This window comes from Lysinibacillus fusiformis, assembly GCF_003049525.1.
Taxonomy (GTDB): Bacteria; Bacillota; Bacilli; order Bacillales_A; family Planococcaceae; genus Lysinibacillus; species Lysinibacillus fusiformis.
Genome location: NZ_PYWL01000005.1, coordinates 202554 through 214139, shown reverse-complemented (window position 1 = coordinate 214139; position 11586 = coordinate 202554). Strand labels below are relative to the sequence as shown.

The following is an 11586-nucleotide window of genomic DNA, read 5'->3' as shown; positions in this document are numbered from 1 at the left end:
ATTTTTTGTTTTATCCAATAAGGAGGAATAGATCATGCATATGCTATTATTCTTTTGATACGAGCTTTAACTAGAGGCTCGTATCGGTACCATAGCTATCGATACGAAATGAGTTAATTTCGGGAGGTAGTCATATGGAAAAAGTTTGCTTTGAATTAGACAACGTAGTTGTAAATTATTTAGATAAAGAGATTTTAAACATTGAAAAATTAGCCATTCATCAATTCGATCGAATCGGTATCGTTGGGAAAAATGGCGCTGGAAAAAGTACATTAATGAAGTTACTTGCTAGCAAGGTTCAGCCGACAAGTGGGAAGGTAAATAGTCATGTACATTTCGGCTATTTTGAACAAATGGAAGCACCAACGCCTGTAGGGGCAGAGGCACAGTTATTAGGGAAATTAGCTATTCCAGTAAATTCTGAAGGACTAAGTGGTGGGGAACAAACGAGATTAAAGTTAGCTCATTTATTTTCTTTCTATGAGGAGGCGCTGCTCATTGATGAACCAACAACACATTTAGATCAAGAGGGTATTTCATTTCTAGTGGATGAATTACGTTATTACTATGGTGCCCTCGTACTAATTAGCCATGATCGTGCGGTTCTGGATCAATTGGTCACAACAATTTGGGAGATTGATGGGGGCACAGTAAACATTTATTCCGGAAATTATAGTAATTATGCTTGGCAAAAGCAGTTGGAGCAAGATCAACAACGCCAGGCGCATGACTTATATTTGAAAGAAAGAAGTCGTCTTGAAAAAGCTGCCGAAGATAAAATGAAAAAGGCTGAAAAAATTACCCAAGCAGGTAACATGTCAAAAAGAGAAGCTCATGCAAAGCCGAATCGCATGTTTATGACAAAGTCCAAAGGGACAAGTCAAAAAAACGTACAACGTGCAGCCAAGGCAATAGAACAGCGAATAGAGAAGCTTCAGAAAGTAGATGCGGTGCAGGTAGACAGAAATATAGTTTTCCGACAATCGAAGGCATTGGAACTACACAATAAATTTCCGATTATGGCAGATCAATTCACTTTACACATTCCAGGAAAAGTCCTATTGGATGTCGTAAGCTTTCAAATACCATTGGGTAAAAAAATTGCTTTGACAGGTAGTAACGGTTGTGGAAAAAGTACCTTACTACAACATATTGCAAACTATGGGGAGGGGTTAACCATTTCCCCTAAGGCCAAAATAGGCTATTTCCATCAAATGGGCTACCAATTTAAAAGTGAGGAAACGGTCCTCCAATTTTTAAAAAATCGCTCTGATTACGATGAAGGCTTTTTACGAAGCGTTCTAGGTTCCATGCAGTTTGTAGGAACTGATATACAAAAGGGTGTGAACTCATTAAGCGGTGGTGAAGCGATACGCCTCCAGCTGTGTTATCTGTTTTTAGGAAGCTATAATATACTGTTATTAGATGAGCCAACCAACTTCTTAGATATTCAAGCATTAGAGGCGTTAGAGCAATTTATAACGGCTTATGAGGGAACCATAATCTTCGTGACACATGATAAAAACTTTATTGAAAATGTAGCAGACATACAATTCACAATAAAAAATAATAAGATATTTTAACTGTAAAGATGCGATTCTACCATTAGGGGGAATCGCATTTTTTTGAATGTAGGTAGTTAAAAGAAATTATTCTTTCAACTAAAATCTAACCTCCATCTAACCTAACAATCGATATACTCAGTGTGTAACTATTGTTACAAAACATTTTTGGAGGGATATTTTATGAAATTAAGAGTATTAGGGATAGGAACATTAGCATTAGGATTATTAACAGGTGGCTATTCATTTTCTTCATTAGCTTCTTCAAATGATGAGAACGAAAAGGGAGAACAATTAATTGAGGCTGAAATGAAGGTGCTTAAGCCTGGGGAGATAGAGGATATTTCTAAAGGCAAATTGGAAATGAACAAAAAAGTGATTGATGAAGAAGGAAAAGTAAAGTCGAACGTAAAAACCTTTGAGCCTGGAGAGATGCCGGAAGTTCCTGAAGATGCAGTGATGATGAAAAAGACAGTGACTGATAGCGAAAAAGAAGAAAAGTAACCAAAAGAAGCTTGTTTTGAAAAAAGTCAAAACAAGCTTCTTACGTTGTGACGGTAAAAGAGACAAGAGGTGACTGGAATGATTTTAAAACAATTTCAAGTAGGCTATTCTAGGACAAAGGGTTAGGACTTGATTAATCAAAATTGATAAAACTAACAGTTTGTTAAAAATATTTGATGTTAAAAGGTGGATAGAACAAATGAAACTTTTATTGGTAGAAGATGAGGCTGTTTTATCAAAAATCCTCTCTAAAGGTTTAAAGAAATCCGGCTATGCCGTCGATACAGCTTTTGATGGTGAGGAAGCATTAGAATTATTCGAAATCAATGAATATGATCTTATTATATTAGATTTAAACTTACCTAAGATGGATGGAATAGAGGTGCTAGAGCAGATTCGAGTTCAGAGCGAGGATGTGAAAATACTGATCCTTTCGGCACGATCAGCTATTCATGATAAAATAGCTGGTCTTGATAGAGGAGCGAATGATTATTTAATAAAGCCATTTGACTTTCAAGAATTGGATGCACGTATACGCAACTTATTAAGGCGAACTTTTAGTCAAAAGAGTACCATTATGTCTTTGGAAAAAATAACATTGGATAGCTCGAGGAAAATAGTTTTAGTGAATGGTGAGATAATACCTGTTACCAAGAAAGAATATGCCATTTTAGAATACCTCATGCTACAACAAAATAAGGTCGTCAGCTCAGAGGAATTGATAGAGCATGTTTGGGATAGTGAAGCGGATTTATTTTCTAATTCACTCAAGTTCCATATCCATTCATTACGAAAAAAAATAGCAGATGTTTTGGGGGAAAAAGAAGTAATTCAGACAGTACGAGGACAAGGTTATATGATTACAGAAAGTGACAAAGGTGCCTATGAATAACTTAACATTAAGAGTGAGACTAACACTTTTAACTGGCTGTATTTTTGTAGTGGTTACCATTTTACTAACACTATTATCGATTTATAGTGCCGAAGAAAAAATTGTTCAGCCTATTACGTCATCGTTACTCAATCAAGAAAATAGTCTTCATAAGGAAATCATGGATGAGGCGTCAGTAGAAACCAAGTTGGATCATGGCATCAGCTCTTATATAGAGGTTACAGATGTGAGAAAAGCGAAAGAGAAGTTTATTAATCAGAGTATTATTTGGATGGTAATTATCATTCTAGCAGGTATTATGATCATTTACGTAGTGGCAGGTAAGGCTTTAAAGCCAGTTAATGATCTTAGTCGAAAAATCGGAAATATAAGCGAGCATAATTTATCGCAACGTATAGAACATATTTCTACTAAAGATGAAATGGGGGATCTTACAGCTTCATTCAATCACATGCTAGATCGATTGGAAGAATCGTTTCTGTACCAAAAGAGCTTTGCTGCCAATGCAGCACATGAATTGAGAACACCACTAACAACAATGATGGCAGGTATTCAGGTTTTAAAACTAGAAAAATCTCCGACAGTAGAAGATTATAAGGAAACCCTAGAGGTGACAGAGGAAAGTACACAAAGGCTTATTCAAGTTGTCAATGACCTTTTAGCATTAGCTTATGAGCAAACGGAACATTTTACAGATGAAATTGAGCTTAGAACAATGATTGATACGATTACACAGGACTTACAGCCTTTATGTTTAGAGAAAAACTTAACTATTTCTGTCGATATCGATGTTGAAACGATAAAGGGAAATCAAACGTTACTCTATAGAGTTTTTTATAATTTGATTGAAAATGCAATTAAGTACAATCACGAAAATGGAATTATTGAAGTTCAAGGATATGTTAAGAATAGCGCTACTCATATTTCAATTGCGGATTCAGGAATAGGGATACCAAAAGATCAGCTCCACTGTATTTTTGAGCCGTTTTACCGTATCGATCATTCCAGAGCCCGTGAGTTGGGTGGTTCGGGATTAGGTTTATCTATTGTAAGAACAATCGTTGAAAAACATCAAGGGAAAATAAATGTTAGCAGTACATTGAATGTCGGCACAATATTTGAGGTCATTTTACCAATGTAAAGATGCGATTCTACCATTAGGGGGAATCGCATTTTTTTATTAAAGTTTTAATAAAAGAGAGGGAAGAGGGGAAATTTGGCGAATGTGATAGATAGACACTATGAAAAAGGATGATGATCGATGTTGAATACGAATGTGACGACTAAATTAAAAATCAAGCAGCCCGCTCATAAAGTTTTTGAAGCCATTATTTCTCCTACTGAAATCGGACATTATTGGTTTTCTAGTAGCTCTGAAAGATGGGCAGAGGGGAAGCGGATTACATTGAGATACGAGGAGTATAGCGCAGAAGGAATTATCTCTGTACTTGAAATAGTAACTAACAAAAAAATTGTATTTTCTTGGGGGGAGGAGCATGGCGAAGTGACGATTGTTACTATGACTCTTGAGGAATATCAAGGTGAGACAATCATGGAGGTAGTGGAATCAGGACTGAACGCACATGATCCGGAAATTGTGATGAAAATGATGGGTCAAAAAGAAGGCTGGATTTATACATTAACCTGTCTCAAAGGATACTTAGAAAATGGCATAAATACATTAAGAGCTTCATTAATTCATTAGAGTAGTGTGATTTGATGACCTAATTTGAGGTGATTTTTTGGATAAACGAATTTTTTCATTTTGCATCATTTTGATCGCTGTTATTTCGTTATTTAGTCCGACGATTATTTCTAATTTTATGATTCAACAAAGTACAATAATGGATACTCATTATTACATTCAATATATGGCTAATTTATCGAGTGTTTATCTAAGTTTATTCTTTTTGGCTTTATTAGCATTCGTTTTATTTCTCAAGAAAAATCGATGACTAAATTCATCAATGCTTTGCTGAACATTCTTTTCTTACCTTCGGGGGCGAAGGATGGGGGAGAAATGACATTACGGCTACAATTTGCTTCGAACCAATTTAGGAATTTCGTTTGCCTAGTTGTGGAAGTCATGCCGCCTGAAGCTATAAATAGAGCAATAGCGCTCCGATTAAATTCATTCATCTACAACATAAAGGAGGGATCGTTATGAAAAAATGGGTTTGGCTAACTGGTGGACTTTTAGTTTGTGCAGGGTTTGTCATAGGCATTGTATTTTGGAAATTCCAAAAGGAAGTCAAGATAGACGACCCTGAATATATTGTGCAATTTATGAAAGAAAACAAGGGCAATAAAAATGTTTCAGTAGCGATACAATATAATCGCCAGAGCTGGGTAGAGCAGCATACAAAGGAACCATTGCCTTTAGCCAGTACAGTTAAAATCATCGTAGCGATCGCATATGCGCAACAAGCCGCAGATGGACATATCAATCCTCAGCAACAAGTTCGCTTAAGGGAATTAGAGACATTTTATATCCCAAAAACAGATGGTGGCGCACATGAAGCGTGGCTAGCACAGTTAAACCTCAATGGGAAGGAAAGTGTGCCGCTGAGCGAGGTTGCAAAGGGAATGATTACTTATAGTTCTAATGCAAATACAGATTATTTAATGCATGTACTAGGGCTTCAAACTATTAATGAGGTTCTCACTCAACTAGATGTAAAGGGTCATGAACCCCTCTATCCAATCGCAAGTGCTCTTTATATCCCCATTCAATTGCGAGATGAAAAGAGTCTAACGAAAAAAGAAACACTAGCGGCTTTAAAAGATATGGGGATGGCTGAATATCGAGAACGGGCATTGGCTATTCATGAGAATAGGCTAGAAAAACCTTTAACAAAAGAGGAGAAAGCTCAAGCAATAAAAATGCTCAATTTGGATGTTCAAAGGGTTTGGTCTGATCGTTTAATAAGGGCTTCTACTAGTGACTACATTTCTATTTTAGAAAAGTTGAATAGTAAAAATTACTTTACCGAAGATGTACATAAATACTTAGATCCTGTGATGGAACATTTGATGCAAAACCCTAGAAATCAAGAATGGCTTACACATGCAGGTCAAAAAGGAGGGTCAACAGCCTTTGTATTGACACTAGCCGCCTATGCGGAAGATAAAGAAGGGAATCAGACGGAGATAGCTTTTTTTGCCAACGACTTAAATACAATGGAACAAATTAAATTATCTAGTAGTATGAATAGCTTTCAATTAAAATTTCTTACAGATGAAAAATTTAGGATGCGTCTTCAAAGGGAATTATCTATGTAGTGAATGACCTTTAAAATGATCTATGTTCATCAAGTAATCTTTCAAGAAAAACTGAGAATGTAGCTGCGTACTCATAAATCATGTCATTCATTAGGTCATAACACATGACGGGAAACTCCCCATCTTCATCTTTTGCGGATAAATCAAAGAAATAAAGCTCATCTGCGTCTGGTACAAATAAGTCCAATCTATTTGGATATTTTTTGTACCAATCTTCATCGTCCAAGTTCAGACGGTGAATATAGAGAATGTCGCTATCGTCGATATCTCTGTATTCAGGTTGACTGACCGTCAGAATGTTTCCTCCATTTAGTCGAGCATTGCCATAATTTATTAACCACCAGCAATAAGAGGGCGGTAATTGAAATCCTAGCTCTATTTCTGCATCGGTTATCCAGCTATCTTTTACATTACATCTAGGATGCCACTTAATCGATGTGGTATGAGCTAGCTTTTTTACTAAATTCTCATACATCAAAAAACCTCACTTTTTCATCATGATATCCAAAGAGTGCCCTTGTAGTTGAGGTAGCTAGAATTCGTACATTCTTTCAACCATCTGCATACTATATATTTATAATATGTGAGAGGACTGAGACCAATGCATTACCCTTATTATCATAATTACCCCGTGTATTACGGCTATCACCCTGTTTATTGGGCTTATCCAACACAGCTAGAACAGGGGACCAGAAGTAATATGCGGAGAGATTATGGACCAGAGCCATTCGTTGTGGACATAGAGGACGTTACAAAGCAAAATAAAAATTACCGCACAGCACTGTGGACAGGGTCAAACTTACAAGTAACTGTGATGAGCATCGATGTAGGAGATGATATTGGCTTAGAAGTGCATCCGCATGTTGATCAATTCATTTGTATTGAAGAGGGTAAGGGAGTTGCCCAAATGGGACCGACTAAGGATTATTTAAACTTTCAAAGAAATGTTTCTGAAGATACGGCCGTCATGGTACCCGCAGGTACATGGCATAATATTACAAATGTAGGAGATGAACCATTAAAGCTCTACACGATTTATGCGCCACCTAATCATCCATCTGGGACTATTCATGTGACGAAGGCAGATGCAAAGGCTGAAGAAGCGGGTTATAGTCAAGCAAATTAAAAAATAAAAAGCGTGTTTTATTAAACATGCTTTTTTCTCGATATATGGTAGAATGTTTTTTAATTACAGATAATAAAGGTCCTTAATTAATGAAAGAAGGTAATGAATGATGAAATATTCAAAAGCAACAAACTATGCGTTACATACAATGGTGTTTTTGACGAATACACCTAAAGGAAAATCAATGAATGTTGAGACACTAGCAGACATGCAGAAACTATCTCCAACCTATCTTTCGAAAATTTTAACAAAGCTTGTAAAGGCGGGTTTAATCGAATCGAATCCAGGTGTCAATGGAGGTTATCGCATTTCGAAGCGCCCTCAAGAAGTTTCCTTTTTAGATGTGATTTACGCAATCGAGGGACAAACCTCATTATTCAGTTGTTCCTCTGACCACGAGGATTCCTTTCATAATGAAGGTTGTCTCATTGAGCAAGTAATGGTGGATGCTGAGAACAATATGAAAGAAGAGCTAAGTAAGAAATTGATTATAGATATTGTTCATGAAATCGATAAAAAAATGAAGTAGTCGGATAGAATGAAGAAATGGACGAATAAGAACTAGGGGACTCTAGTTCTATTGTTATTTCAATTGCATAAGAGCCCCAAAGTATTGCTGTGCGGTTGTGAAACAAATAAATGCCAGTAGTTCACTGATTTCAGCCTCTGTTAAATATTCTTTTAAGACAGCGGTGACATAGTGTGAGGTATGACCTTTAGTGACTAAGAATGCCTCAGCAAAACCTGTACAAACGGCTGTTTTTTCATCGTAATGTTGAGGGGCAGGTATACCTTTCGCCTGACAATATTGGCAACCATTTTTTTGTGCTAATGTTTTTCGGACCTCTTCTTTTAAATGTGCAGATAAATGACCGTCCTTTTCGACCGTTTTCCCTAATTGTAACCAATGCGACTGTATTTCCTCATTATAGCCTAGTAGTTGTTGAAATGGCGTTAAGCCCTTGTCATGTAAATGAATGAGTGTCATTAATCTTCCCTCCTATAATTAGTGTAAAATATGAATGGTGTTGTTAACATACCAATTCGAAGGGAAATATTTTCTTTCTCTTTTAAAATGAAGGGAATTTTCTACAATGGATTTCATTAATGAAACAATACTAAAAGAATTGAAAAAAGATAGCCGAATTTCTATGAGCGAGTTAGGTAGGAGAGTACATTTATCGGCCCCTGCAGTTCGTGAAAGGGTACGACATTTAGAGGAACAGCAAGTCATAAGGAAATATACATTAGACATTAATTCAAAGGCGCTAGGCTTTCCCATTGAAGCTATAATGGAGGCAACAATTAAAAATAATCGCTATGCAGATTTTAAAGAACATATCCTGACATTTACAAACGTAGATTTTTGCTATCGAATATCAGGAGAAACTTGTTTCTTATTAAAGGCTCATTTTCAATCTTTTTCTGATGTAGAGCAATTTATTGATGATTTACAGCTATATGCACATACAAAAACCAATTTTATCTTTTCTGATATATGTGAGGACTTATAAAAAAGGGGATCTTTATGGAAATCAAATTATTTACGGGTGAAATTGATGACTTAGTCCATTTACTAACTCAAAATAAATGGATTTACCACACCGATCAGCACGTTAAAGAAGAGAGCGTTCGAGCAGCGTTCGCAGAGGGATATTATGAGAATGATCGTGAAACCTATTAGATACTGGAAAATGGAGATAGAGTAGGAATTATCTTTATTCATGATATCAGTGACACCATCCCACTGTTTGATATCCGCTTACATGCAAATTGTAGGGGGAAAGGATATGGCGTAATGGCACTTCGATGGTTACAAGAATATCTATTTGAGGTAAAGGGTAAGATTCGTATTGAAGGCTAAACAAGAGTTGATAATATAGGGATGCGGAAATGTTTTAGCAAAGCTGGTTTTGTGAAGGAAGGCTATTTACGAAATGCCTGGGAAAATGAAGATGGCACAGTGACCGATAATATTGTCTATGGTGCTATTAAAGAAGATTGGGTTCTAGGAAATCCAACGTCTATTAAAATAGATGACGTTCCATTTTAAGGAGACAAGCATGAAGAGAAACGTATTAAATGCTTTAAGGCAATCTTGGTCGACTCAATCAAGTTCTAAATGGAGCGTTGAAAATCCTGCAAAAGGACAATGTGGTGTTACTTCTCTAGTGGTGCAAGATATACTTGGCGGGGAAATTAGGAAAACAAGTTTGGATGAGGGCTGGCACTTTTATAATGTAATAAATGGAGAGAGAATGGATTTTACGGAAGAGCAGTTTTCATCTAAAATTGATTATCAAGACATTGATTCGAATAGGGCAGAGGCTTATCAGGATACAAATAATGCTCAATATAGCTGTTTAAAGTCACAAGTTAATAGACATTTAGCAAGAGCAGAGGGATAGATTCCTCTGCTTTTTTAAATTAGTAAAACAAAGGTGTTGACGTTTAAGAAAGAGGCGTGTTATTATTATCTCGAATTCAAGATAACTAAATTCAAGATAAACGAATTCAAACCTTTAGCTTTCGTAAGGAGGTACAATAATGGGTTTTTGGAATAAATTATTTTCTTCAAAAAAAGAGGAGGAACAAGTAATGGCAGAATTAAATATCGGTATTATTATTGGATCAACACGTGAGGGACGTGTAAGTCCTCAGGTAGCACAATGGGTAAAGGAAATTGCAGATCAACGAGGAGATGCAAACTACACAGTGATTGATATCGCTGATTATAAATTGCCATTATTAGGAGAGTCAGGGCAAGATGCTTCAGGTGCACAGGCTTGGTCAGAAGTTATTGCTAAACAAGATGGATTTGTGTTCATCGTACAAGAATACAATCACTCTATTACAGGTGCTCTAAAAAATGCACTAGATTATTTACGTGTTGAGTGGAATAACAAAGCAGCAGGCATCGTTTCATATGGTTCTGTAGGTGGTGCTCGTGCAGCAGAACATTTACGTGGCATCATGGGTGAGCTTTTAATCGCAGATGTACGTGTTCACCCTGCATTATCATTATTCACAGATTTTGAAAATGGTTCAGACTTTAAACCACAAGCTATACAAACTGATTCAGTCAATCAAATGTTAGATCAAGTAATCCCATGGTCAAAAGCTTTATACACTATTCGTTAAGCCTACGCGTTTGGGGTAGGACGAAATTGGATAAAGTGTGGGAGAGAAAATTAGTCAGGAAAGGGCATGTTACCATGAAAAAACATACAGCAGGTATTCACCATATCACAGCTATTGTAGGCCACCCACAAGAGAATATTGATTTTTATGCAGGTGTATTAGGCTTGCGTTTAGTGAAACAAACAGTAAACTTCGATGATCCTGGCACATATCATTTATATTTCGGTGATGCAGGTGGGAAACCTGGAACAATCATTACATTCTTCCCTTGGGCCAATGCATATCAAGGACGAATTGGTGACGGTCAAGTTGGTGTCACAACTTATGTTGTACCAGAGGGGGCACTACCATTTTGGATTAATCGTTTAGCCAAATTTTCGATTCCTTTCCAAAAAGCTGAACGCTTTGGTGAGCAAGTCATTCAGTTCGATGACCCGCATGGTCTGCATATCGAACTCGTTGCACGTGCTGCAGGCGAATTAAATAACTGGACATTTGGAGAAGTAACGCCAGAGGTTGCCATTAAAGGATTTGGTGGAGCCACTTTATATTCCAGCCACCCTGAAGAGACTGCAAAAGTTTTAACAGAAGTAATGGGTCTTGAAAGAGTAGCGACAGAGGGTGACTACACTCGTTTTAAATCTAATGCGGAGATTGGCAACACAGTTGATTTAAAATTGGTTGTAGGACAACGTGGACAAATGGGTGTAGGAACGGTTCACCATGTTGCGTGGAGAGCTCAAGATAATACGGATCATTTAGAATGGCAAGAGTATGTTATGAATCATGGTCAACATGTAACGGAAGTCAAAGATCGTAATTATTTTAATGCGATTTATTTCCGTGAACCTGGTGAAATTTTATTTGAAATTGCTACAGATCCTCCGGGATTTGCTCATGACGAAACAATGGAGACGATGGGAAGCCAATTAATGCTACCATCTCAATATGAGCAACAACGAGAGCAATTAGAAAGTATACTAATTCCGATTAAAGTACGTGAGCTTGACTAAGATATAGAATCTACTTAAATGAATGCGAAATGTTGAGAACTCAACATTTTCGCATTTTTTTGATCC

At 36.8% G+C, this 11586-nt stretch carries 17 protein-coding genes; 15 read left to right on the top strand and 2 right to left on the bottom strand.

From position 1 onward, the window contains the following. Positions 1-134: 134 nt before the first annotated feature. From C9J29_RS14170 to C9J29_RS14140, 6 genes are all read left to right on the top strand, one after another. Entirely contained in the window at positions 135-1583 is a 1449-nt protein-coding gene (locus C9J29_RS14170; RefSeq protein ID WP_107922345.1) for an Msr family ABC-F type ribosomal protection protein, read from the top strand. Positions 1584-1745: 162 nt separating this feature from the next. Beyond that, positions 1746-2066: a hypothetical protein gene (locus tag C9J29_RS14165; RefSeq protein ID WP_008175462.1), complete on the top strand. Its 321-nt coding sequence runs from the start codon at positions 1746-1748 to the stop codon at positions 2064-2066. 199 nt (positions 2067-2265) lie between these two features. Beyond that, entirely contained in the window at positions 2266-2958 is a 693-nt protein-coding gene (locus tag C9J29_RS14160) for a response regulator transcription factor (RefSeq protein WP_008175460.1), read from the top strand. After that, entirely contained in the window at positions 2951-4099 is a 1149-nt protein-coding gene (locus C9J29_RS14155) for a sensor histidine kinase (RefSeq protein ID WP_107922344.1), read from the top strand. Before C9J29_RS14160 ends, C9J29_RS14155 begins: the two co-directional genes overlap by 8 nt. Positions 4100-4219: 120 nt before the next feature. After that, the gene (locus C9J29_RS14150; protein ID WP_008175456.1) at positions 4220-4663 is read left to right on the top strand and encodes an SRPBCC family protein; all 444 of its coding nucleotides are present in this window, start codon (positions 4220-4222) and stop codon (positions 4661-4663) included. 458 nt (positions 4664-5121) lie between these two features. Continuing rightward, a complete protein-coding gene (locus C9J29_RS14140) occupies positions 5122-6240 on the top strand; it encodes a serine hydrolase (protein WP_107922343.1) in 1119 nt (372 codons plus the stop codon). Positions 6241-6250: 10 nt separating this feature from the next. Here C9J29_RS14140 and C9J29_RS14135 read toward each other — a convergent pair whose 3' ends face one another. Then, on the bottom strand, positions 6251-6715 hold the full coding sequence (locus tag C9J29_RS14135; RefSeq protein WP_089985875.1) for an SMI1/KNR4 family protein: 465 nt from the start codon (positions 6713-6715) through the stop codon (positions 6251-6253). A 126-nt stretch (positions 6716-6841) separates the two neighbouring features. Between C9J29_RS14135 and C9J29_RS14130 the strand changes: the two genes are divergently transcribed. Beyond that, positions 6842-7366 (top strand): cupin domain-containing protein, encoded by a 525-nt coding sequence (locus C9J29_RS14130; RefSeq protein ID WP_089985874.1) that lies wholly within the window; start codon positions 6842-6844, stop codon positions 7364-7366. A 106-nt stretch (positions 7367-7472) separates the two neighbouring features. Then, positions 7473-7895: an Rrf2 family transcriptional regulator gene (locus C9J29_RS14125; RefSeq protein WP_089985873.1), complete on the top strand. Its 423-nt coding sequence runs from the start codon at positions 7473-7475 to the stop codon at positions 7893-7895. A gap of 54 nt (positions 7896-7949) precedes the next feature. On the opposite strand, the gene C9J29_RS14120 is transcribed toward C9J29_RS14125, so the two are convergent. Further along, a complete protein-coding gene (locus C9J29_RS14120) occupies positions 7950-8354 on the bottom strand; it encodes a carboxymuconolactone decarboxylase family protein (protein ID WP_107922342.1) in 405 nt (134 codons plus the stop codon). A gap of 106 nt (positions 8355-8460) precedes the next feature. Here C9J29_RS14120 and C9J29_RS14115 point away from each other — a divergent pair, with 106 nt between their 5' ends. The 7 genes from C9J29_RS14115 (at position 8461) to C9J29_RS14095 (ending at position 11520) form a co-directional block, all read left to right on the top strand. Continuing rightward, positions 8461-8880 carry an Lrp/AsnC family transcriptional regulator gene (locus C9J29_RS14115; protein WP_107922341.1) on the top strand — a complete coding sequence of 140 codons (420 nt, stop codon included), beginning with the start codon at positions 8461-8463 and terminating at the stop codon, positions 8878-8880. A 14-nt stretch (positions 8881-8894) separates the two neighbouring features. Further along, entirely contained in the window at positions 8895-9050 is a 156-nt protein-coding gene (locus tag C9J29_RS24720) for a hypothetical protein (RefSeq protein WP_237068844.1), read from the top strand. After that, positions 9051-9230, top strand: a complete 180-nt coding sequence (locus C9J29_RS25090; protein WP_328005598.1) for a GNAT family N-acetyltransferase — start codon at positions 9051-9053, stop codon at positions 9228-9230. 21 nt (positions 9231-9251) lie between these two features. Further along, on the top strand, positions 9252-9419 hold the full coding sequence (locus C9J29_RS24715) for a GNAT family N-acetyltransferase (RefSeq protein WP_237068843.1): 168 nt from the start codon (positions 9252-9254) through the stop codon (positions 9417-9419). A 10-nt stretch (positions 9420-9429) separates the two neighbouring features. Then, positions 9430-9774, top strand: a complete 345-nt coding sequence (locus tag C9J29_RS14105) for a YunG family protein (RefSeq protein ID WP_096365686.1) — start codon at positions 9430-9432, stop codon at positions 9772-9774. A gap of 139 nt (positions 9775-9913) precedes the next feature. Next, entirely contained in the window at positions 9914-10507 is a 594-nt protein-coding gene (locus tag C9J29_RS14100) for an NADPH-dependent FMN reductase (protein ID WP_089985868.1), read from the top strand. A 74-nt stretch (positions 10508-10581) separates the two neighbouring features. Continuing rightward, positions 10582-11520 (top strand): ring-cleaving dioxygenase, encoded by a 939-nt coding sequence (locus tag C9J29_RS14095; RefSeq protein WP_107922340.1) that lies wholly within the window; start codon positions 10582-10584, stop codon positions 11518-11520. Positions 11521-11586 lie beyond the last annotated feature (66 nt).

What these genes read in the sequence shown, in the direction of transcription:
- C9J29_RS14170 (WP_107922345.1), top strand. Translation starts at nt 135, where the DNA reads ATGGAAAAAGTTTGCTTTGAATTAGACAACGTAGTTGTAAATTATTTA.
- C9J29_RS14165 (WP_008175462.1), top strand. Translation starts at nt 1,746, where the DNA reads ATGAAATTAAGAGTATTAGGGATAGGAACATTAGCATTAGGATTATTA.
- C9J29_RS14160 (WP_008175460.1), top strand. Translation starts at nt 2,266, where the DNA reads ATGAAACTTTTATTGGTAGAAGATGAGGCTGTTTTATCAAAAATCCTC.
- C9J29_RS14155 (WP_107922344.1), top strand. Translation starts at nt 2,951, where the DNA reads ATGAATAACTTAACATTAAGAGTGAGACTAACACTTTTAACTGGCTGT.
- C9J29_RS14150 (WP_008175456.1), top strand. Translation starts at nt 4,220, where the DNA reads ATGTTGAATACGAATGTGACGACTAAATTAAAAATCAAGCAGCCCGCT.
- C9J29_RS14140 (WP_107922343.1), top strand. Translation starts at nt 5,122, where the DNA reads ATGAAAAAATGGGTTTGGCTAACTGGTGGACTTTTAGTTTGTGCAGGG.
- C9J29_RS14135 (WP_089985875.1), bottom strand. Translation starts at nt 6,715, where the DNA reads ATGTATGAGAATTTAGTAAAAAAGCTAGCTCATACCACATCGATTAAG.
- C9J29_RS14130 (WP_089985874.1), top strand. Translation starts at nt 6,842, where the DNA reads ATGCATTACCCTTATTATCATAATTACCCCGTGTATTACGGCTATCAC.
- C9J29_RS14125 (WP_089985873.1), top strand. Translation starts at nt 7,473, where the DNA reads ATGATGAAATATTCAAAAGCAACAAACTATGCGTTACATACAATGGTG.
- C9J29_RS14120 (WP_107922342.1), bottom strand. Translation starts at nt 8,354, where the DNA reads ATGACACTCATTCATTTACATGACAAGGGCTTAACGCCATTTCAACAA.
- C9J29_RS14115 (WP_107922341.1), top strand. Translation starts at nt 8,461, where the DNA reads ATGGATTTCATTAATGAAACAATACTAAAAGAATTGAAAAAAGATAGC.
- C9J29_RS24720 (WP_237068844.1), top strand. Translation starts at nt 8,895, where the DNA reads ATGGAAATCAAATTATTTACGGGTGAAATTGATGACTTAGTCCATTTA.
- C9J29_RS24715 (WP_237068843.1), top strand. Translation starts at nt 9,252, where the DNA reads ATGCGGAAATGTTTTAGCAAAGCTGGTTTTGTGAAGGAAGGCTATTTA.
- C9J29_RS14105 (WP_096365686.1), top strand. Translation starts at nt 9,430, where the DNA reads ATGAAGAGAAACGTATTAAATGCTTTAAGGCAATCTTGGTCGACTCAA.
- C9J29_RS14100 (WP_089985868.1), top strand. Translation starts at nt 9,914, where the DNA reads ATGGGTTTTTGGAATAAATTATTTTCTTCAAAAAAAGAGGAGGAACAA.
- C9J29_RS14095 (WP_107922340.1), top strand. Translation starts at nt 10,582, where the DNA reads ATGAAAAAACATACAGCAGGTATTCACCATATCACAGCTATTGTAGGC.